The organism is Methanococcoides seepicolus (genome assembly GCF_023684405.1).
Taxonomy (GTDB): Archaea; Halobacteriota; Methanosarcinia; order Methanosarcinales; family Methanosarcinaceae; genus Methanococcoides; species Methanococcoides seepicolus.
Map to the genome: position 1 here is coordinate 64,500 of NZ_JAGSOI010000005.1, position 21,124 is coordinate 85,623.

The 21,124-nt window shown below is 41.9% G+C and carries 19 protein-coding genes; 12 read left to right on the top strand and 7 right to left on the bottom strand.

The window, feature by feature from the left end:
* Nucleotides 1-2: 2 nt before the first annotated feature.
* The 7 genes from mcrC to KDK67_RS02415 all read left to right on the top strand — a co-directional run bounded on the left by mcrC (nucleotide 3) and on the right by KDK67_RS02415 (nucleotide 8,625).
* Nucleotides 3-605 carry a methyl-coenzyme M reductase I operon protein C gene (gene mcrC, locus KDK67_RS02385; protein WP_276575036.1) on the top strand — a complete coding sequence of 201 codons (603 nt, stop codon included), beginning with the start codon at nucleotides 3-5 and terminating at the stop codon, nucleotides 603-605.
* A 13-nt stretch (nucleotides 606-618) separates the two neighbouring features.
* Nucleotides 619-1,365, top strand: coding sequence for a coenzyme-B sulfoethylthiotransferase subunit gamma (mcrG, locus tag KDK67_RS02390; protein WP_250867239.1), 747 nt, complete (start codon nucleotides 619-621; stop codon nucleotides 1,363-1,365).
* Between the two features lie 14 nt (nucleotides 1,366-1,379).
* Nucleotides 1,380-3,098, top strand: coding sequence for a coenzyme-B sulfoethylthiotransferase subunit alpha (gene mcrA / locus KDK67_RS02395; protein ID WP_250867240.1), 1,719 nt, complete (start codon nucleotides 1,380-1,382; stop codon nucleotides 3,096-3,098).
* A gap of 252 nt (nucleotides 3,099-3,350) precedes the next feature.
* On the top strand, nucleotides 3,351-4,700 hold the full coding sequence (locus KDK67_RS02400) for a glutamate-5-semialdehyde dehydrogenase (protein ID WP_250867241.1): 1,350 nt from the start codon (nucleotides 3,351-3,353) through the stop codon (nucleotides 4,698-4,700).
* A gap of 26 nt (nucleotides 4,701-4,726) precedes the next feature.
* Nucleotides 4,727-5,854, top strand: a complete 1,128-nt coding sequence (gene proB, locus KDK67_RS02405; RefSeq protein WP_250867242.1) for a glutamate 5-kinase — start codon at nucleotides 4,727-4,729, stop codon at nucleotides 5,852-5,854.
* A 128-nt stretch (nucleotides 5,855-5,982) separates the two neighbouring features.
* On the top strand, nucleotides 5,983-7,500 hold the full coding sequence (locus tag KDK67_RS02410; RefSeq protein ID WP_250867243.1) for an ATP-binding protein: 1,518 nt from the start codon (nucleotides 5,983-5,985) through the stop codon (nucleotides 7,498-7,500).
* A gap of 87 nt (nucleotides 7,501-7,587) precedes the next feature.
* A complete protein-coding gene (locus tag KDK67_RS02415) occupies nucleotides 7,588-8,625 on the top strand; it encodes an AI-2E family transporter (protein WP_250867244.1) in 1,038 nt (345 codons plus the stop codon).
* Between the two features lie 17 nt (nucleotides 8,626-8,642).
* Here the strand turns inward: KDK67_RS02415 and KDK67_RS02420 are convergent, their stop codons facing one another.
* The 4 genes from KDK67_RS02420 to KDK67_RS02435 all read right to left on the bottom strand — a co-directional run bounded on the left by KDK67_RS02420 (nucleotide 8,643) and on the right by KDK67_RS02435 (nucleotide 12,363).
* Complete coding sequence (locus tag KDK67_RS02420) at nucleotides 8,643-9,314, bottom strand: PHP-associated domain-containing protein (RefSeq protein ID WP_250867245.1); 672 nt, start codon at nucleotides 9,312-9,314, stop codon at nucleotides 8,643-8,645.
* A gap of 183 nt (nucleotides 9,315-9,497) precedes the next feature.
* Entirely contained in the window at nucleotides 9,498-10,760 is a 1,263-nt protein-coding gene (gene hflX, locus KDK67_RS02425) for a GTPase HflX (protein ID WP_250867246.1), read from the bottom strand.
* A 37-nt stretch (nucleotides 10,761-10,797) separates the two neighbouring features.
* Entirely contained in the window at nucleotides 10,798-11,190 is a 393-nt protein-coding gene (locus tag KDK67_RS02430; protein WP_250867247.1) for a DUF2209 domain-containing protein, read from the bottom strand.
* A 153-nt stretch (nucleotides 11,191-11,343) separates the two neighbouring features.
* Complete coding sequence (locus tag KDK67_RS02435) at nucleotides 11,344-12,363, bottom strand: lysylphosphatidylglycerol synthase transmembrane domain-containing protein (RefSeq protein WP_276575039.1); 1,020 nt, start codon at nucleotides 12,361-12,363, stop codon at nucleotides 11,344-11,346.
* Nucleotides 12,364-12,580: 217 nt separating this feature from the next.
* Between KDK67_RS02435 and KDK67_RS02440 the strand changes: the two genes are divergently transcribed.
* The 5 genes from KDK67_RS02440 to KDK67_RS02460 all read left to right on the top strand — a co-directional run bounded on the left by KDK67_RS02440 (nucleotide 12,581) and on the right by KDK67_RS02460 (nucleotide 17,161).
* The gene (locus KDK67_RS02440; protein WP_250867249.1) at nucleotides 12,581-13,426 is read left to right on the top strand and encodes a phosphatase PAP2 family protein; all 846 of its coding nucleotides are present in this window, start codon (nucleotides 12,581-12,583) and stop codon (nucleotides 13,424-13,426) included.
* A complete protein-coding gene (locus KDK67_RS02445; RefSeq protein WP_250867250.1) occupies nucleotides 13,423-14,574 on the top strand; it encodes a UDP-N-acetylglucosamine--N-acetylmuramyl-(pentapeptide) pyrophosphoryl-undecaprenol N-acetylglucosamine transferase in 1,152 nt (383 codons plus the stop codon). The genes KDK67_RS02440 and KDK67_RS02445 overlap by 4 nt, the downstream gene beginning before the upstream one ends.
* A 67-nt stretch (nucleotides 14,575-14,641) precedes the next feature.
* The gene (locus tag KDK67_RS02450; protein ID WP_250867251.1) at nucleotides 14,642-15,241 is read left to right on the top strand and encodes a diacylglycerol/polyprenol kinase family protein; all 600 of its coding nucleotides are present in this window, start codon (nucleotides 14,642-14,644) and stop codon (nucleotides 15,239-15,241) included.
* 148 nt (nucleotides 15,242-15,389) lie between these two features.
* On the top strand, nucleotides 15,390-15,722 hold the full coding sequence (locus KDK67_RS02455) for an ArsR/SmtB family transcription factor (protein WP_250867252.1): 333 nt from the start codon (nucleotides 15,390-15,392) through the stop codon (nucleotides 15,720-15,722).
* A 245-nt stretch (nucleotides 15,723-15,967) separates the two neighbouring features.
* A complete protein-coding gene (locus KDK67_RS02460; protein ID WP_250867253.1) occupies nucleotides 15,968-17,161 on the top strand; it encodes a tyrosine-type recombinase/integrase in 1,194 nt (397 codons plus the stop codon).
* Nucleotides 17,162-17,328: 167 nt separating this feature from the next.
* On the opposite strand, the gene KDK67_RS02465 is transcribed toward KDK67_RS02460, so the two are convergent.
* The 3 genes from KDK67_RS02465 to KDK67_RS02475 form a co-directional block, all read right to left on the bottom strand.
* Nucleotides 17,329-18,774, bottom strand: coding sequence for a HEAT repeat domain-containing protein (locus KDK67_RS02465; protein WP_250867254.1), 1,446 nt, complete (start codon nucleotides 18,772-18,774; stop codon nucleotides 17,329-17,331).
* Nucleotides 18,775-18,938: 164 nt separating this feature from the next.
* Nucleotides 18,939-19,880, bottom strand: coding sequence for an IS5 family transposase (locus KDK67_RS02470; protein WP_250867255.1), 942 nt, complete (start codon nucleotides 19,878-19,880; stop codon nucleotides 18,939-18,941).
* A gap of 289 nt (nucleotides 19,881-20,169) precedes the next feature.
* Nucleotides 20,170-20,655 carry a helix-turn-helix domain-containing protein gene (locus tag KDK67_RS02475; RefSeq protein ID WP_250867256.1) on the bottom strand — a complete coding sequence of 162 codons (486 nt, stop codon included), beginning with the start codon at nucleotides 20,653-20,655 and terminating at the stop codon, nucleotides 20,170-20,172.
* Between the last annotated feature and the right edge of the window lie 469 nt (nucleotides 20,656-21,124).

Here is a 21,124-nt window from a genome sequence, read left to right on the forward strand (position 1 = left end):
ATTTGTTCGACCGGGAAACACAAGTTGTAGATTGCAGGCACGGAATGGGCCTTGGTCGAGGAGGAGGACTCGCACAGCGCGGTACACTCTCTGAGACAGGACGCCCCGATGTCATCGCAGTTGCAATGAGCCCGGGAAGACGACATATCACAAAGCCGATATGTGAACTCACATACGGCATGCGCAGGGAGGAGATACAGGTCAGCGTACTGGTACTGAATTCTGGATCCGGCATTCCTGATACTCCTATGAGATCAGGTTCATTCGGGATAACACCTGAAGAGGTTGCCCAGATATCCAGACATAAACTGGCTGTCATCCATACCGGAAACATACGGGATCACGTGGTTAAGAAAGTAAGGGAAATTCTAAAAGAAGCAGATACCCCGGCAATAATCGTCTGTCAAGCAAACATTGATTTTGAGGATCTTGCAAGGGTGGGAATAAAGACCAAGATTGTAAAGCCAAAAAGTGACGAGATCCAGACGAAAGGTAAAGTCATGGATATCGTTACAGGCATCACAAGAGGTGAATCCTGTTCAAGGGATAAACTAAACGAACTTGTGAAGGCCGTTAAAACTACAATGAGATCGATCGATAATTAAGGAGTGTTATAACATGGCATACGAAGCACAGTATTATCCAGGTGCAACATCCGTTGCAGAGAACAGAAGAAAACACATGTCCGGTAAGGTAGAGAAACTCAGGGAAGTCTCTGATGATGATCTGACCTTAGTACTCGGACACCGTGCACCAGGTAGCGACTACCCAAGCACACACCCTCCACTCGCTGAGATGGGTGAACCAGAATGTTCAGTCAGAGAGATGGTCGAAGCAACACCAGGCGCTAAAGCCGGTGACAGGGTAAGGTACGTTCAGTTCGTTGACTCAATGTACAACGCACCTTCAACCCCATACTTCAGATCCTACGCAGTAGCTATCAACTACAGAGGTGTCGACCCAGGTACACTTTCCGGTCGTCAGGTCGTAGAAGCTCGTGAAAGAGATATGGAAGAGGTCGCAAAGTTCCAGCTCGAGACAGAAATGACCTGCCCGGCACTTGCAAGTCTTCGTGGCGCAACAGTGCACGGCCACTCACTCCGTCTCCCAGAAGACGGTATCATGTTCGATATGCTCGACAGATGCCGCCTTGAGAACGGCGTAGTAATTATGCACAAGGACCAGGTAGGAAGAGCTATCGATAAAAAGGTCGACTTCGGAAAACCAATGTCCGAGGAAGAAGCTGCAAAGAGAACCACAATCTACCGTGTGGATAATGTTGCATTCAGAGATGACGCAGAGGTCATCGAATGGGTCCACACAATATTTGAGAAGAGAACCGCATATGGATTCAAGCCAGAGTAAGCGAGGTGAGAAAAATGGCAGATGATAGAAAGAGAATGTTCCAGAAAGATCTGGAAATCAAATTCACAAAAGCACACGGCGACAACAAGATGGAAGGCGGAGAGATCACTGACAAGAAAGTGACCTACTACCGTCTTGGTGTAGACCAGAACCCAAGAAAGGTCGAAATGAGGAAGGCAGGCCAGGAAATGGCTGACAAGAGAGGTCTTGTTGGTTACAATCCTATGATGCACTGTGGTGGTATACCACTCGGTCAGAGAGCACTTACACCTTCCTTCATTTCCGGTACTGACATCATGGTCGAGTCCGATGATCTTCACTACGTCAACAACGCTGCAATGCAGCAGATGTGGGATGACATCAGAAGAACCACAATTGTCGGTATGGACATGGCTCACGAGACACTCGAGAAGCGTCTCGGTATAGAAGTCACACCAGAAACGATCAACCACTACCTTGAAGTGCTCAACCACGCACTCCCTGGCGGAGCAGTTGTTCAGGAGCACATGGTCGAAACACACCCAGCTCTTGTAGATGACTGTTACTGTAAGATCTTCACCGGTGACGACGAGCTTGCAGATGAGATCGATGACCAATTCCTCATCAACATCAACAAGCAGTTCCCAGAGGAACAGGCAGAAGCACTCAAAGCAGCTATTGGAAAGACAACCTGGCAGGCAGCACACATCCCAACCGTTGTAAGCAGAACAACAGATGGTGCACAGACCTCAAGGTGGATGGCAATGCAGGTCGGTATGTCCTTCATCGCAGCATACAACATGTGTGCTGGTGAAGCAGCAGTAGCTGACCTTTCATACGCAGCAAAGCATGCTGGTGTTATCTCAATGGGAGATATGCTTCCAGCAAGACGTGCTCGTGGACCAAACGAGCCTGGTGGAATTTCCTTCGGTCACATGGCTGATATCATTCAGACAAGCCGTGTTGACGCAGAAGATCCAGCACACGTAGCTCTCGAGGTAGTAGGTGCAGGATGTATGCTCTACGATCAGATCTGGCTCGGTTCATACATGTCTGGTGGTGTCGGTTTCACACAGTACGCAACCGCTGCATACACCAACAACATCCTTGATGACAACATCTACTACAACGTTGACTACATCAACGACAAGTACGATGGTGCAGCAAACAAGGGTACCGACAACAAGGTCAAGGCAACAATGGATGTTGTCAAGGACATCGCAACAGAGTCCACGATATATGGTATCGAGAACTACGAGAAGTACCCAACCGCACTCGAAGACCACTTCGGTGGTTCCCAGAGAGCAACAGTACTCTCCGCAGCAGCAGGTAGTGCAACAGCACTCGCAACCGGAAACGGAAACGCTGGTCTTTCCGGATGGTACCTTTCAATGTACCTGCACAAGGAAGCACTCGGACGTCTTGGTTTCTTCGGTTTCGACCTGCAGGACCAGTGTGGTGCTGCAAACGTATTCTCCTTCCAGTCCGACGAAGGTCTGCCTGTTGAGCTCCGTGGTCCAAACTACCCTAACTACGCAATGAATGTAGGTCACCAGGGCGGTTACGCCGCAATCACTTCAGCAGCACACGCAGGACGTGGAGATGCATGGGCAGTCAACCCACTGATCAAGGTCTGCTTCGCAGATGACATGCTTCCATTCGACTTCACCGCTCCAAGGAAAGAGTTCGGTAGAGGCGCATTGAAAGAGTTCGAGCCAGCTGGTGAGAGATCCCTCATCATCCCGGCAAAATAATTTCAACAACCTAAAAAGCAGGCATTTGCCTGCTTTTTTCTTCTTTTTTTATTTTTTAGGGAAATTTTATCTGTAAATTATTATTTTGAATAGCAGAAGCTTTTCGCCTGAATGCTATAAACTGTAAAAATCCCTGAATAAATCGTTAATTATATCAGTAAAGTAATCATCATCCAAAGCATTCAAACAGCATTGGATAAATGCAATTCTTTAATATTCGAACATCATAATTCACACAAGGGTGATCACTTCATGGCCACAGACATAGAACAAAAGGTAATGGAAGCAAAAATGGCATCCATCGTACTTGCAAGTGTAGACACTCAGACAAAGGATAACGCTCTGGAAGCTATGGCAAAAGCACTTGATGCCAACCGTAACAAGATACTGGAAGCGAACAAAGCCGACCTTGAAGAAGCTGAAAGGATGAAAAACGAAGGCAAGCTTTCACAGGCACTTGTCGATCGTTTGAAAGTGACCGACCCCAAGATCGATGGTATGATCAGTGGCATACGGGATGTCATAAAACTGGAAGACCCATCCGGCAGGACAATAAAGACACTTGAACTCGACAAAGGGCTTGAACTCTATCAGGTCAGCTCCCCGATCGGCCTCATTGGAGTTATTTTTGAATCCAGACCCGATGTGGTACCACAGGTCATGTCCCTTTGCCTTAAAAGTGGTAATGCAACAGTGTTCAAAGGCGGAAGTGAAGCACTGAACTCGAACCGTGTCATATTCAATATACTTGTAGAAGCTCTGGAAAACACCCAGGGAATACCAAAAGGTGCATTCCAGCTCATGGAAACAAGAGAAGAAGTAATGGACATTCTTGCTCTTGACGAATACATCGACCTTCTTATCCCACGTGGCTCTAACGACTTCGTGAAGTTCATACAGGACAATACCAAGATATCAGTATTAGGACATGCAGATGGTATCTGCCATGTATATGTTGATACTGATGCTGACCTGAACAAAGCCTATGATGTCTGTTTTGACTCAAAGGTACAATATCCTGCAGTATGCAACGCAATGGAAACCCTGCTCATAAACAGGGAAATAGCCGAAGATTTCCTGCCAGAGATGATAAAAAGATATGAGGAGGCAGGAGTTGAGCTTCGTTTTGATGAAGGATCATACGCCATAGCAGAAAAACTTGGCAACACGAACATTGCAAAAGCAACCGAAAATGACTGGAAGACCGAATACAACGACTTTATCCTCTCCATCAAGCTCGTGGATTCAATTGAAGAGGCTATCGACCACATCAACAAGTACGGTTCACACCATACAGATGCGATCATCACCGAGAACAAAGCAAAGAGAAAACAGTTCATCGCCCTTGTCGACTCATCCAGTGTAATGGTGAACGCATCCACACGATTCGCAGACGGATTCCGTTATGGAAAAGGAGCAGAGGTCGGGATCAGCACCAACAAGATACACGCCCGCGGCCCCGTGGGAATGGAAGGACTTGTCATTTACAAATATGTGCTTCTTGGAAATGGTGATAAGGTCGCAACCTATGCAGGAGACACTCCAAGACCATTTACGCACAAAGAACTTGACCGCAAGCTCTCCGACATTATCAACGAATGATGATAAAAAGCATGTGAGGTAGCACTTTGACCAATAGAAAAGAGATATTCGGTGATGCCGAAAAGATCGTTGTTAAAATAGGCACAACTTCCATAAGCAAGGAAGATGGCAGTCTTGATAACGAATTCATGGATACGATAGCATCACAGGTATCTGAGCTGCATAGAGCCGGAAAAGAGATAATACTGGTAAGTTCCGGTTCCATAGGAATAGGTATTGAAATACTCGACCTTGGATGTCGTCCGAAAGAGATACCAGTACGCCAGGCTGCCGCTGCTGTGGGGCAGGGAGTCCTCATGCAGCACTGGACAGAAGCATTCCAAAAATATGGTTTGAATGTAGCACAGATCCTGCTAACATACGATTCATTCACCAACCGCCTGACCTACCTCAACCTCAGGAACAGTATTTCCACTCTTTTGAGCTATGGGGTCATCCCCATAATCAACGAGAACGATCCCATCTGCGTACATGAGATAGAAGCAACCCTTGGGGATAACGATAAACTTTCAGCGATGGTCGCCAGCAAGATGGAAGCAGACCTGTTAATACTCTTTACAGATATCGAGGGCCTTTATGACAAGAATCCAAAAAGACACGATGATGCAGTTCTACTGAGGACCGTTGAAGAGATAACCCCCACCATCGAAAGCTATGGCGGAAACCCGACGAGCATGAAAGGTGTCGGAGGTATGAGGACAAAGATAGAGGCCGCTAAGATCTGCAATATGTCAGGCTGCTACATGGTTATCGCAAACAGCAATGTCAATAAAGGTATCCGAAGAATACTGGATGGCGAAGAGATAGGAACCCTGTTCCTCACCAATCAGTTCGTACTCAAGAATCGCATACGTTGGATAATCCTTGCCAGATCGTCGGGAACCATCGTAGTAGATGACGGTGCAAAAGAAGCATTGACAAAGAGAATGAGTCTACTTCCCTCAGGAGTTCTCGATATTGCAGGTACTTTTGACCGAGGTGACATTGTAAAACTTGAATGTGACGGTTTTGTTTTCGGTAAAGGGATAACGGATTACACATCCGAAGAACTGAAAGCTATCAAAGGAAAACAGACCAACGAGATAGCAGATATACTCGGATACAAGAACTATGATCATGTGGTTCAAAAAGACAATATTGGCCTGTTCAAATGAACGTTCGTCTTAAATAAACATGCATTGTTTCAAACAACAATAATGTCAGGTAATTGAACGACCATAAACTTATTATAATTTTTATTTTATTGTAAGCACCCATAGAGACAAAAACCAAAGGTGCAGTAATGAAAATAGGGGAAAACGATAATCGCATTGAGAAGAAGCCAAAGATATTGATAGCGGAAGCTGACGAAAGGGAAGCAGAAGCATTGATCTCGCACCTACCCCCAAATTATGACATCATAAGGGCCGTAAATGGAAGTGAAGCGGTCATGATCACAAAAGAGCAACTTCCCGACCTTGTACTTTTGAACAGCAACTTACCCGAAATAGATGGTCATGAAGTATGCAGAGTTCTCAAAGGAGAAGAAAGCAACAATATTTTACCGGTCATAATGATAACTTCTATAATGGACGATGACGAAAAAACAAAAGCCATCGAATCGAAAGCTGATGATCTTCTCGTAAGGCCATTGGACGTCCTTGAACTTACAACAAGAGTACGATCCCTGCTCCGCATGAAGGGACTTCACGGACAACTCATCAAAGAAAGAGATCAGGCACAAAAATACGTAGATGTTGCCGGTTCGATCATCGGAGTTATAGGCAAGGACCTGAAGGTCACACTTGTAAACCAGAAAGCATGTGATGTTCTCGGATATGATAAAGATGAGATCATCGGAAAGAACTGGTTCGATGCATTCCTTCCAGCATATATCAGAGAAAGGATAAAAGAAGGATATATGGGAGTTCTTGAAGGCGAACTGGTACCACCGGAATATTCAGAAAAGCCAATTATCACCAAAACAAATGAGGAGAGACTGATATTCTGGCATGATGTAGTTCTAAGGGATGAGGACAACAATATAGTCGGCACCATCAGTTCTGGTGATGATATAACCGAAAGGAAGATCGCAGAAAAGGCAATGGAAGAAGCAAATCGGGAATTAGAGCTTCTTGACACCATAAAGGACCAGTTCCTCACGAACCTGAACCATGAACTTAGAACGCCCCTCATTTCAATAAAAGGATTTACCGAACTTATGTTGAAAGAAGATATGGGACCTATAAATGATGCTCAGAAAAATGCCATTGATGCTGTTCTAAGAAATTCAGACCGATTAAGGAACCTGGTGGAATCATTACTCTATGTAAGCGGAGAACACACAAAGAACATAAGATACAATATGGTTCCGCTTTGCCCCACGGCCATCATCGAAGAGATAATTGAAGACCTTAGCGTTGCAATAAAGAAAAAAGGACTTACTATCGAAACAGATATCCAAGAGGACTTGCCCATTATACAGGGAGATACAGACCGTCTCAAAAGGATGATAAACCACCTTCTGGACAATGCGATCAAATTCACCCCCGAAGGTGGAAAGATAACAGTTTCTGCACTCAGTGACAGTGAATCGATAATTGTAACTATTGAAGATACAGGAATTGGCATCCCTAAAGAACTTCTATCGAACATCTTCAGCCGATTTTATCAGGTAGACGGCTCCACAAGAAGAAAGTATGGAGGAACCGGAGTGGGCCTGCACATATGTAAAAAGATAATTGAAGCCCACAATGGTTTAATATCCGTATCAAGCAAGATCGAGGAAGGCACTATTTTAAGAGTGAAACTGCCAATCTGAAGAGACAGTTCATCCTTTGAATCAATAATAGAATAGCAATGCATTGCCTGCAAACATTATAAATATAATCGGGTCGGACTGATTCTGATGAAAAAGGAAAGAACAGTAAAGTTGGCCCTGGCCCTTCTCAGCATCATTATTCTTGCAGCTGTATTGAGTTATGCATTATTACCTTATATCAATGCATTTCTGGCAGCATTTATTCTATATGTCATATTCAAACCAGTCTACTGTTTACTGACAGAACGTATTAAACTGAAAAAAAATGTATCCGCCATCTTGGTAATGATACTTTCAATGATACTGGTAGTATTACCCCTATACTACGTGTTCACCCTGATAATAGGGGAAATAGAAGTAGTAATAAACAGCATTACCACAAATATCAGTTATGTGGATATCACGAATAATTTTGATATCATGAAGAATATTGGTTACATAAATGAAATTGCACCTGACATTGATGTTCAGGGCAAGATAGTCAGCCTCGTATCCACCATAGGTTCATACCTTAGCAAGTATCTCATAGGAGCAGTACAGAATATTAGCGGGCTTCTAATATCAGGCACCATCATGTTCTTTTTGCTATATTATCTGTTCACATCCACCAATACTGATGTTAGCAAACAACTACAGGATCTCATACCATTTAGCAAAAGAAATACAAATAAACTTCTGACCGAGATGAAAAATATCATCCAGTCCACACTCATTGCCACACTTTTGATAGCCGTTCTTCAAGGGACGATCATAGGGATCACATTCTATGCTGTTGGTATAAGCGGAGTAGCCCTCTGGGCAGCTGTCACCACAGTACTGTCATTCCTACCAGTCGTAGGAGCCCCTCTTGTCTGGGTGCCAGCAGTCCTGTTCAAGCTCGTGACACAGGATTATGTTGCAGCCTTAGTGATCCTTATAGCAGGAATTGCCCTCAGCAACATTGACAATGTGTTAAGACCTTACATACAGAAAAAAGTAGGCGCAATGCATCCATTTGTATCATTGCTTGGCATCTTTGTCGGTATCTACCTCTTCGGACTAGTAGGTATCGTGGTGGGACCACTGCTAATATCAGCATTCCTATTGATACTGAAAATGTTCAATGAAGAATATGTTCAGGATTGAAACAGAAAATTTAAATGTTAGGCTTTACCTAAAGCCTTTTTAGCTTTTTTGATCCTTCCAACAACTACCTGTTTCAAAACATGTGATACAGGTGTTCTTTTCCCACCCGGTCTGACCTTACCGTTACGTATGGCCTCAAGCGCCGACTCAAGCGTCCGATCCGTAGCATCGATCTCAGTATATGAACAACCAACCATCTTCGCCTCATGTGAATCACTTCCCCCTACCTGTGGAAACCCTAAAACTCCTGTGACATTCCTGGCCTTGTTGTTGGCAAATCCGGTCACACATCTGGAATTCAGTACTTCCACTGCATCAGCATCCAACCCATCCACATAACCAATTCCATGTGAGGTTATCTTAAAGGGATGCGGGATTATCACAACAGCACCAAGTTCCCTTGCACGCTCAATAGTTTCCTCAGGAGTCATGCCTGATTCAATGTCCCCTTTCGGGTCAAGGACAAGGATATGACCCTTAGAAGAAGTTACCTCTATGCCAGGAATAACAATTATATCCGAATTAGTCTCCTTTGCCAGACGAGAACAAACAAGACCTCCCTCACGGGTATCATGGTCACAAATTGCCACACCATCAAGACCGTTAATTTTCGCATATTCAAGAATAGAAGCAGGATCTGAATTACTGTCCTTTGAAAAACAGGAATGCACGTGAAGATCAAAACGCATGTATAGTAGGCTGTTCTCTAAAGTTATAAACGTTTTGAAGAAAAGAAAGCGAACGGGACGAAGGATTCAATTAAATCATAGTTTGTGGTGGTACTTTGGGGGGTTTGGAGGAAACCCGTTCGCATTTGATAGAACTATCTTTTCTGATATAAATGTTTCGTATGGACGCGAACGAAATACCAATTAGCTCAGAACCCTATGATCATCAATATTAAATTTACTGACCTTTTGTAATATCTCTTCCCGGGCCTCAATATCCAGGACGATCTGTTCACCGTAATCAATACTATGGACTATACCTTCATCATATAGCCATGATACTATCGAAAGACTCTCTTTGGACATATCCAAAGCGATCCGGGAACGATCCCAATGAGGCAGATTCTCATAGATCTTATCCATAAGCGCTTCAAAACCGTCACCCGAACTTGCAGAGATGAGTACAGGGTGAGGTGCAAGATAACTTATCGCATCAACTTTCCTTTTGAGAACATCCGAATCTACCATATCGACCTTATTCAGAACAGTAACTATTTCCACACCTTCGATACGCTTCCAGAAAATGTCATGACTTACCACAAGCTTTTGCCTTATCACCTCCACAGGATCACTCATATCCACCACAAGGAGGATAACGTCCGCAAGAAAGATCTCATCAAGGGTGGACCGAAATGCATCGACCATCCAATGAGGAAGGTCCTCAATAAAACCAACTGTATCAGTAAGAAGCACACGCCTCTGATTTATTGAAAGGGAACGTGTAGTAGGGGACAATGTCGTGAAAAGCATGTCTTCAACTTCAGTCCCTTCCTTCACAAGCGACTGGAAAAGAGTGCTTTTGCCTGCATTCGTATAACCTGCCAGGGCAACGAGGGAAAAACCCCTTTCATGTCTGAAAGAGCGAAGGGACTCACTGCCCTTACAAGAACTATGAATTTCGTTCCTTATCCTGACTATCCTTTTCTTAACGTCCTGCTCGTAGGAATCCTCATAACCGCCCAGACCCATAAACCCAGGACGTTCATCTTTTTTAAGCAAAGAAACTATAGACCTTGCTTTTGGCAACTCATACTGCAACCTTGCAAGTTCCACCTGTAATTTTGCACGCCTTGTGGTAGCCCTTGAGGCAAATATCTCAAGGATCAGATTGAACCTGTCAATTACCTCACATTTGCAGGTCTCAGAGATATTATATATCTGCGTAGTTGACAATTGGTGATTAAAAATGACTTTTTCAGCACCTGATACCTCCACAAACACCGCCAGTTCATCGACCTTCCCCCTGCCTACCTGATACTTGCGGTCAGGATACCGCGTCTGTGTCAGCACACCCACTACACTATAATGTGCAGCTCTTGCCAGTTCCTTAAGTTCGGCAAGCTTTCTCTCATTTACACCATGATCAGCACCAGGCTCATTTCTCTGTACAAGGATTACTTTTTTCATGATCGACCTTTTACTATTTTCAGACTGACATTCAAAATCACTCGATGTCGAGCTCTTTCATAAGAAGTTTTCTGGAACTTAAGGAAATATGATGTGCAAACTCTATCGCCAGCCTTTCACTCAAAGATTCCTGATATTTGATATCCCGCGAGAACATTTTCTTAGACATCCATTCAGGCCTATTGTATAGATCACCCTTCTCAACAATAATAGATCCAGGGAAATCGATCTCTGAAACAGTTAACTCGATAATACTTACGATATCGAGTACATCAGGAGGATCAGGGCTTAAAAACGGCTTAATGGCTATCTGCGAAATTGATTCGATATGACTGGCAGAAACCTCCATAGCAACCGCAGCACAGACCATATAATATCCATCTTTTATCTTATGCCTTCCAGAGATATCGACTGCTATAATAGGAAACATTCTGACACTCACAATTTATTCAATATAATACGTTTTGATCCAATCAATTCCATTCAATTCGATTTAATTTTAATTTGATCGATACCAACCTACCCATAACTATTGTTTTAAGGATATATTACCTTTGAGAACAAATATGTTGTTGCCAGGACATCATTTCATTAGATCCTTCAGGTATTCCGTATCCTTGAGTATCTTAAAACTAACAAAACCACCCACTATCAGGTTCAGATAAAGAGTGAAAGCACGCCATGCCACTACAACAATACCTATTAGATAAACAGGGACGAATAAAGAGAATAGCGAGGTTGCACCAAGTTCGGCTATCCCGCTTGAACCTGGAGTTATAGGTAGCACAAGTAAGATCATGAGAAGCACCTGTGCAGCAAAAGAAATAACAATAGCAGGTGGCTGGTTCAATCCCATGAGTATAACAGGGACCATTGCAAATTCAACTATCCAGAAAAGGATAGTATAAACACTTCCAAAGAACAAACCTTTACGTCCTTTTGTAACAAAAAAGGCCATGCTGCTATGAAAATCATCAATGACCATATCCAACTTATCTGTGAGCCTTTCAAGACGTGAACTGTCCGCCTTCCCCGTAATTACAGCAACACGATGGATCACATAATTAAATGCTTTCTTTGTATGATGGGGATGCCAGACCGCATATATCACGATCAGGAAAGTAAGAGACAGTAACAATTCACCCATCACTACCAGAGTGTTCAGCCCGGAGATCGATATCACACCACGAAATAAATGCAGTGCTATCGGAGCAGAGACCAGTATAAGTACACCATCAAGTAATCTTTCCCCAAGGACAACAGCTGTTGCAGACCCCACAGGCACATTTTCCTGACCGAGCAGATGTACCCTCAGTGGCTCACCGCCAATAGATGAAGGCGTGACCGATGCAAGGAAAGTACTTGAGGTCACGATCTCAACAGCCCTTGGAATAGAAACATCGAACCCAAGGAATTTGCACATTGACCTTGTACGCAAGCCCCACAGGAGATAGGACAACAGATGTAGGCATAATGCAAGTAAAAGGAACTCCAGTCTTATATTGCGAATACTTTCCAGTGTTTGAGGATCCAAAGTGTAGAACATCACACCAATAATAGAGATAATGCTAATAAAAAGAGAAATTATTAACCATTTTTTCATATTATTCAAGTTCGATCATCCCTACAATTGTGGATCAGCTTAACACAAAACTATTATTCCATATATTAGTAGTCCCATATAAGGAATTTGTTCCGATATATCGACGAGTGTTACGATATTCACAATGTATAAATACAATACGTACAAATACTGACCAACTAAAAAGGATGTTTAACAAATAAAATATCTTTTGCGCGTTAATTTCTGAGGAATGTGAATGAATTCCAAAAATGAAGAGAACAACATCCTTGAGAGAGCTGCTATCGACATAGAGGGAAGAACTGTTAGACAGAGATGCCAGGAAATGTTGTATCATCGGGCTTATGACCACCCATTGATATCAAACTATCAACCATACGCACTTGCTGCGACCATAGTATTCGGGCTTATGACCTTACAGATCGACATAGAACAATATATAGGAATTAATCCATCCCTGAACTATGCAGACGTTATGGTGATGATAGAAGGCAATGCCGTCACATACATACAGGCTTTTGCAACCCCCTGGCTCACGTATTTTTCAGCTTTTATCTACCTGATAGGGTTTTCAGTTCTATTGATGGGAACATTCCTCATATTCGTATACAAAAAGGATGCAAAAAGCCTTCAGGAATTCTCCATAGCGTTCACACTTATCTACCTTGTAGCATATCCGTTCTACATATTGTTCCCGGTATCTGTCACGAGCAACACCCTTCCGAACATGGCCCCTTTGCTTTACGGACTAGACCCTTCAATAGTTAAGATAGTGCACATATGTGACCCGACACTTGACAACTGCTTCCCCAGCCTGCACGCTGCACTCTCTCTTATGGCAATGCTCATTATTCTGACGAGGACAGAGAATTTAGGATTGAAGGCATTAGCGGTCTTTACGACCATAAGCGTCCAATTCACCATACTTTATCTTGGCATCCACTGGATAACAGATCTGATAGGGGGCATAATGCTGGCATTCACAAGTTATTATGTTGCAACAAGGTATCGGGAACTTATTGTCACAAGATCCGGAAAATTGATTGCTGGAAGATACCAAAATGAAGAGGGGAAACGATCATGAAGATAATGCTTTTTGTCTGCGGAGAAGGACTGGGACACACCAGCCGATGCATATCCCTTGCACAACAAATGAAAGCTTCCGGTCATGAAGTGCTCATGGGAGCATATGGATATTCAAAGGACCTTATTGAAACAAAAGGACTCCGAACAGCAGAGATGGTCCCTGAGATACAACTGGTCGGAGACTCGGGGAGTCTCGATATTAAAAGCTCGGTGATAGCGACCATTAAAAGCGGACAATTTCTGAGAATAGGAAAAGTACACCGAATGCTAAAGGATTTCGATCCGGACATTGTGGTTTCTGACAGTTACTACACTGGCATCTTTTCGGCATGGATGAGAAAAAAACCGGTATATCTGATGGTCAACCAATCCAACATGGAAGAGTTCTTCATGGGAAAAAGCTTTTTCATGAGATCCCTTGGAAAAATAACAAAGAGGTTTTACACCATGGTGTTCAGGAAAGTAGATGGAATTATCGTACCGGACTTCCCAATGCCAGATACCATCTGCAAGTATAATCTTGATCTTGAAAAAAGAGTTCTCGACTCTGTATTCTATAGTGGACCTCTTGTTGGGAAGAAGTACAGGGAAGTACGTGAAGCAGAACTTAAGAGACCACACGTGCTATCAACAATAGGAGGATTCGGATACAGGGAGCCATTATTCCACAAGGTCATCGAAACCGCCAGACTTGACCGAAATATCAATTATACCCTCCTGTCCGGACCAAGTATCGATTCCGATAAGTTTACAAGTCTGCCGGAAAACGTCACCATAATGAAATTCATCGAGGATCAGTTCCCATATCTGAAAAGTTCCGATCTTGTCATCGCACCTGGAGGGCATAGTATGATGATGGAAGCATTATCTTTTGGTGTACCCATTTTATCATTTCCGGATATGGGACACAGTGAACAGGAGAACAATGCAACATCCCTTGAAGAGGAAGGGTGCGGAAAACGCCTTGATTATTCCATCTCTCCCAAAAAGCTTCTTGACCATATCCATCAGTTAATAGAGAATGATGCTTACAAAGAAAAGGCACAGTATTTACGCAGTCTTTCCCATGCTCTTAATGGACCTGAAGCCATTACAGAAATGATAGAATCAAAATATCTGAACCAAGGCTCACAAAAGAAATCATAAACCTATTTTGATATTTTTGAGTGGATAAATTGGGATAAAACTAAAATAGGACTTTGAGGGACAACAAATGCAATCAAATAACCAAAAATCTGTTATTTTAAAAGAATTTTTCAGAAAAAGTATACATGTTGTATCCCTATCTATCGTTTTTATCTATTATTATTTGGGAAAAGATTTCACACTTGATTTTTTGACACTGGTCCTCTGCTTCGTCTTACTAATCGATTTTTTCCGAGTAGAAAAAGGAGTAAAGGTCCCGATTGTATGGAAGCTTTATAGATCAAAGGAAAAAGACAAACTGAGTGGAACTTCATATTTTTTGATAGGGAGTATAATCGCCATAAGTATTTTCTCAAAGGAAGTTGCATCTGCAGCAATATTAATGACAACTTTTGGAGATAGCGCAGCAGCTTTGGTAGGAATAAGTTACGGCAAAAGGTGGATAAAAAATCTTCCGGATAGGGCATGGGAAGGTGTTATTTCTGAATTCTTTGTGAACCTGGTCATTGGTTATTTATTCCTTTCAAATTGGATTGTAGCTTTAACAATGGCTTTAGCAGCTACGATAATTGAAACTTTGATATACAAGTTGGATGATAATTTAATTATACCACTATTTTCAGGTCTTATTGGCCAGCTTGTTTTAATAGCATACTCTTCATTATGACGAGATCAATGTATAGCCTGAAATACAATAAAATAAAGTAATTTGTTTAATATCAAAAAATATGAACCAAGCTTTCACAAAAGAGATTATAAGTATTACAACATATTAGACCAAGCTTTTACAGACCATACTTCCAGTGGTGTATTTAATGATAATCCCAGAACCGATCGAGAACGAAGTAAAGTTGCTTGGAGGCACAGAAGGTATAGCCCTTAGAATAGCGAACGAGGATAAACTTGCAGAGCAAAGCACCATCCATCATGCACTATCTTCCACCATACGATTGAAAATACTTAGCCTCATTCTTGTGCAGCCTCTTTGTGTCTGCCTCATTAAAGAAATAATGAAGATGTCAGATTCTAAATTATCATACCACCTTTCGACCCTTGTTGCCAGCGGACTCATTAGAAGAGAAAAGAAAGGGAACTGGATAATCTACCACCCGACCGAAAAAGCGGAAAAGTATAGGGTCGAAGTATAAGGAAATATGAAGTTGAAATATAAAATGGAACTATGAGGTCAAGCCATAGACCCGATTTCCTTTTTTACATGGTATCCCGTATTTTTGGATCAATAAGTAGAATTTTAGATTATAGATATTAGAACAGCAATTAGAATAGGCTGGGTCATAACAAAACCTAAGAGAATTAGATGATGGATAAATTGAATGGGCCTAACCGGCTCATCTAACAAAAGTATATAGTCCTAAGCATCTAATTATAAAATATGACTCGCGACGTAGACGATATACATAGCTATGATACAGGATATATCCAGGCAATGAAGAGGCTGAGGAGTGCTGATATAGGGGAGAGAAACCGGGAACTATTAGAGCAATTCGCAATAGCCTGCCGCCATGAAGGCCTTGTTAAGAGTACCATTACCGGTTACATCAACTATGCTACAAGGATGATCCAACGATTCCAGGACATCGGAATCCACAAAGACTTCGATCAGATCGACCAGAACGATCTTGACAAACTTTTATTGTACATGGAAGATGAGAAGGGACTCTCAAAAAGCACCTTAAGGAACCACAAGAAGCTTGTTAAGAAATTCTTCCGGTGGTCTACTGCAGGAGATCCCCCTGCATGGGTCAAGAACATCAAACTAAAGGATGTAGCAAGTCCTGTACAACCACATGATCTATTGACCCGGGAAGAGTTTGATAAGCTCCTATCAGCCTGCAAACATCCACGTGATAAAGCCCTAATTGCTGTCCTTGCTGACTCCGGCATGCGTGTAGGAGCTCTGGCATCTTGCCGTATCAAACACGCTGAGTTCAATCAGTATGGGGCTATTCTGTACATCTCACAGACCTCTAAGAGCAAGAAGACAACAGCCGCAAAAGGCATTCCCCTTACCTGGTCAACAGGGTATCTCAATCAGTGGATCTCTGTCCATCCTTTCCAGGATAATCCTGATGCTCCTCTATGGGTGACCCTTGATAAGAACCGAGAACCCTTAAGCTACAAAACAATCCGTGTGACACTCAAGAACATTGGAGAACGGGCTGGAATAAAGAAACCAGTAAACCCCCATATCTTCAGGCATCTTGCTATCACTAACTGGATACTTGACGGCCTCAATGAACAGGAGATCAAACATAGAGCTGGCTGGTCCCGTGGATCCACACAGATGTTCAAGATCTACGCGAACTTTACTGACAATGAGATAAACGATAGGATCTTTGAGAAATATGGCCTCAAGACCGAAGATAAGAGACATGTGACACTTAAGGCCTGTCCACGCTGTAACAATGTACTGAGACCTTCAGATAAGTTCTGCAGCCAATGTTCGCTTGTACTGGACCGTGAATCGCTTGACAAGATCCAGGCATACGAGGAGAAGATACCTGAACTGCTTCAGTTAGTCTTGAAGAGTGATCGTGGAAGGGACTTGATAAAGCATCTTGCTTGAGAATAGACGATGATGATAGTGGCGTGAGGTATGGCTGATTGGGCCATATGGGTCCACTTGTGTTAGAAAGCTGTATCTTGATTATTTGTTTGATGATGAATAAATACTGGTTCCATTCTATGCTATGCGATTATCGTTTAGCAAAAACGAAGTGAAGCAAAGGAAAGTTATCTCAACTTATTTAATGATTTTTTGGCAGCTTTTTGAACTTGCAGATTTTCATCATTTAAGCAAACTTTTAAAACCCTAATTACTTCTTTATCCTTGAACTTTCCAAGAGCAAGAGCTATTCGCTTCCTTACATATGCATCTCTTACAGAAATCGCTTTTAGTAGTAAATCGACTATATTCGGACTTTCAATGTAACCAAGGGCTTCAGCTGCTGCTCTCAATAACCGCTTCTTTTTGAAATTGTCTTTGTTTTCAAAAATCTGAGCTAGAGGTTCTATAGCAACTTCTCCAAATTCTCCAAGTGCTGCAGATGCAGATCCTCTTACACCAATATTTTCATCATTTAAAAGTTCTATAAGTGGTTTTATTGCTCTTTTATCGCCTATCTCTCTTAAACCAGCTATGACTCCATATTTTACATATTCTGAACTATTGTTTGTATTTTTTAGAAGCAGATCTATGTTTTGTTTTTGGTATATAGTTCCTGTCCTACTCAATGCAGTTATCGCTACATATCGAACATGGGCATCATCATCGTTTAATAGGTCAAACATATCTTTTGTTGGTAAACCCTCTCTCGCATATCCTAATCCACGTACTGCCCATTTTCGAATATTTACATTTTTGTTATGTAAATTATTTATTAAAGGTTCAATCGCTTCTTGTGTCCCTATGTTTCCAAGGGCATTAGAAGCAGATATTTGGACAGCCAAGAAACTATCAGAAAGAGATGTTATCAAAGCATCTGTAGCTCTTTCATCTTTTAAATCTATTAAGTGGATTGCAGCATATTTCCGAACTTCATCGTTTTCATCGCTCAAGTATTTTGTAAGGAGAGTGATTGGATCAGATTTTTTAAAGTTTCTGAACGATTTGGCAACTTGTTTAAGATGAACGGGGACTTGGTCATCATAGTATTTCTCCAAAGCTTCAATCGCTTTTTTATCATTAAAATGTTGGAGCGCCTCTTCGGAATAGTATCTTACCTCGTCTACTCGATCAGATAAAGATATTATAAGAGGATCAATTGCTTTTGGGTCAGCAATAAGACCCAAAGAGGAAGCTGCGGAACTGCGAGCTGCCCAGTATTTATGAGATAGTGTATTTATGAGAGGATCAACTGCTTTTTTGTCCTTAGGGCCACCAAGAGATGAAGCAGCATAGTCAACAACACATTCATCTTCGTCGTCTAGAACACTAAGAAGAGGATCTACAATACGTGAATCGTTGCATTCTCCAAGAACTCTTGCAACAAATCTTCTTATCTTGTTATCTTCACTACTGAGAGACTGGATTAGGACATCAACGATATCAAATTCTGCGACCTCCATAAATGTCTCTTCGGCCTCATGTCTAATTTTAGCATCATTATGGCGTAATGCATCAAGTATTCCTTGATAATCTTTGTTTTTTATTAGAGATTGGATGTCAGGATCTGTCATTTCAGTCATAGCCCCCACAGAGAAACATAAGAGAATTGCGATTAACTGCTTATTTTTTTAAAGCAAATTTGTTCGGCTAATTTTTTGAGTATTTCTCTCTATTTCCAGCAGTTTGCTAGTATCCATTTATATACTTTTCAACTTTTTTGAATAGCTACCGCTATTCATCCTAAAGATTTTCTTCTGATTGTCCTCAATTGATAGAGATTATAACTGAGTGCTGTAATTAACATTTTGACATTTGCTCTTGCCAACGTTGTCACTCTTACAAATCCTGATGTAAACACATTTTTGATAACAGCATAGGGTCTTTCCCCTTTTGCTCTTATTCTGCTAATCCTATTGTTTCTCATCTTATCCCGAATACCAATAGGATGTCCTCGTACTCCCCTTTGCATAGTTGCATCATATCCTTTTGAAATTGCACCAAAGTAACCTCTATCTCTGTAAACAACCTCTCCTTCTTCAGAAAGATCCACCTGACTATCATGAACTGATGCAGTAGTTGTCTTAAATCTCCTTATCAGATCATAGTCAGTATCTTCAATGGTATGTAGTTTATATCCAAAATGTGATTTAGATGCTTTTTTTGTCCATGTACCATCCTTACATCTTCTGGTCTTTGCATCATTTCCACGAGGAGTGTCAAGATTTGCATGTCCTGGATCAGCATGTATAAATGTTGCATCCTGAATCATACCTTTCTTGATTTTCAATCCTTTATTGTCTAGTTGTCTTTGCAATTCATTCCATATTTCATCCTCTTTTCCTGCTTGAGAAATCCGTTCTCTAAAAGACCAAACAGTAGTGCTGTCAGGAATCTTTGCAGGAAAGCCTAAAAATTTCCTAAAGGAAATTCTATCAGTTGCCTGTATTTCAAGTTCAGGATCAGATAGCCCATGCCATTGTTGCAATACTAACATCTTGAGCATGACGATTTCATCAAGGTTTGGTCTGCCACCTAACTCTGATTTGTTGTTATACATCTCTGCTATAATCGGACGAAATGGTTTCCAATCTATGAGAGATTCGATTTCAGAGAGCTTGTCACCGAGATTTTCAAGACGTTTGTACTCTTCTTTAAGAGCAAAGTTCGTTAAGGACATAATATAAAATTATCATAATGGGTTATAAATTTTACTTCTGTTGGAGAGGTTTATCGGAATTCTCCGATTATTGACATGAAATCCTATTCATAATTTGGATTTTGCAAAATATGCACACAATCCCGTGCAAAAAAATCAAGTTACCTATATCCCCGAATGATTGTGCGCAGTAATCGTACCATTTCCTTTGGTGCTCAGGCACATCCAAGCCCATGTAATATTTAGCAAAAAAGGGTTTGGAGTGCTCAGCTATTTGTCTGGTCTCAGCCGCTTTAGCTGTTCCAGGACCTCACTTTTCATCATTGACCTCATTAGCATGGCAAGCCATGTAATCCCCGAACTGCTTTATCGTGGCAGGGTCCAACAATCCACCTGCCACATTCAAATTGACATCCTTCTTCTCAGCCACCTGCTCTAACAATCCCAACTTCTGAGCCAGCTCCAAACTTTCCTTCCGTGTCTTCACAATGAACCCCAGGGCATCAATCCTACCCTCTTCAGGACTCATATCGTCTGGACCCACCAGAGCCTCCTGCATCTTCCTTGCCTGGTCCACAGCCCATTCAATGTCCTGCTGGTACTGAGCAAAAACAACACTTGTGGCATCCTTGGCCTGCTCCAAAATAGCAACCTGGCTGATAGCATGAACATCACAAGAGATAGTACTGGTATGGACACCCAGCTCTTCAGCTATCTCAGCCTTGCTACAGCCCATCAATAGCATAGCCTTGACCCTTTCTCTTCTAATAAGTTTACTATCTTCAACTGCTACCATTTTTCATCACCTAAAGAATTATCTATACTCCAGTCTATGCTCCCTACACTTATACCCCTTTCCTCACAAGACCAAAGCCCCCACTTCCCCAACTTCCTTACCTATATCCCCGACTTGTTGTGCGAGGGATGCGATTTGAACCCCCCAATCAATCCAAGTCTTAATATTAACATTCCTTGTTTAGATGTCAGATATTGAAGAATTACAAATGTACATTAAATGTCAGGTATAAGCAGTTACACTCCACAAGCGTACATATTTTGACATTCTTGAATGAAATGTTAAAGATAAGGAGTTGATGCTATGAGCGATAAGCCATTTACTCTCAATGCTCATGTGAGGGAAAGGTTGGAAATGTGGTGAAGGTTACTGCTGAGTTTACGCTATGATGAAATCAATTCGAGATTTCACGAATGGCGGAGTTCTGTCCTAACACCAAAAGACCTGACAAGCCATAAAAAAGAAAAGA

Coding starts and splice junctions, on each gene's coding strand:
- mcrG (WP_250867239.1), top strand. CDS start 619: ATGGCATACGAAGCACAGTATTATCCAGGTGCAACATCCGTTGCAGAG.
- mcrA (WP_250867240.1), top strand. CDS start 1,380: ATGGCAGATGATAGAAAGAGAATGTTCCAGAAAGATCTGGAAATCAAA.
- KDK67_RS02400 (WP_250867241.1), top strand. CDS start 3,351: ATGGCCACAGACATAGAACAAAAGGTAATGGAAGCAAAAATGGCATCC.
- KDK67_RS02410 (WP_250867243.1), top strand. CDS start 5,983: ATGAAAATAGGGGAAAACGATAATCGCATTGAGAAGAAGCCAAAGATA.
- KDK67_RS02415 (WP_250867244.1), top strand. CDS start 7,588: ATGAAAAAGGAAAGAACAGTAAAGTTGGCCCTGGCCCTTCTCAGCATC.
- KDK67_RS02420 (WP_250867245.1), bottom strand. CDS start 9,314: ATGCGTTTTGATCTTCACGTGCATTCCTGTTTTTCAAAGGACAGTAAT.
- hflX (WP_250867246.1), bottom strand. CDS start 10,760: ATGAAAAAAGTAATCCTTGTACAGAGAAATGAGCCTGGTGCTGATCAT.
- KDK67_RS02430 (WP_250867247.1), bottom strand. CDS start 11,190: ATGTTTCCTATTATAGCAGTCGATATCTCTGGAAGGCATAAGATAAAA.
- KDK67_RS02435 (WP_276575039.1), bottom strand. CDS start 12,363: ATGAAAAAATGGTTAATAATTTCTCTTTTTATTAGCATTATCTCTATT.
- KDK67_RS02440 (WP_250867249.1), top strand. CDS start 12,581: ATGAATTCCAAAAATGAAGAGAACAACATCCTTGAGAGAGCTGCTATC.
- KDK67_RS02445 (WP_250867250.1), top strand. CDS start 13,423: ATGAAGATAATGCTTTTTGTCTGCGGAGAAGGACTGGGACACACCAGC.
- KDK67_RS02450 (WP_250867251.1), top strand. CDS start 14,642: ATGCAATCAAATAACCAAAAATCTGTTATTTTAAAAGAATTTTTCAGA.
- KDK67_RS02455 (WP_250867252.1), top strand. CDS start 15,390: ATGATAATCCCAGAACCGATCGAGAACGAAGTAAAGTTGCTTGGAGGC.
- KDK67_RS02460 (WP_250867253.1), top strand. CDS start 15,968: ATGACTCGCGACGTAGACGATATACATAGCTATGATACAGGATATATC.
- KDK67_RS02465 (WP_250867254.1), bottom strand. CDS start 18,774: ATGACAGATCCTGACATCCAATCTCTAATAAAAAACAAAGATTATCAA.
- KDK67_RS02470 (WP_250867255.1), bottom strand. CDS start 19,880: ATGTCCTTAACGAACTTTGCTCTTAAAGAAGAGTACAAACGTCTTGAA.
- KDK67_RS02475 (WP_250867256.1), bottom strand. CDS start 20,655: ATGGTAGCAGTTGAAGATAGTAAACTTATTAGAAGAGAAAGGGTCAAG.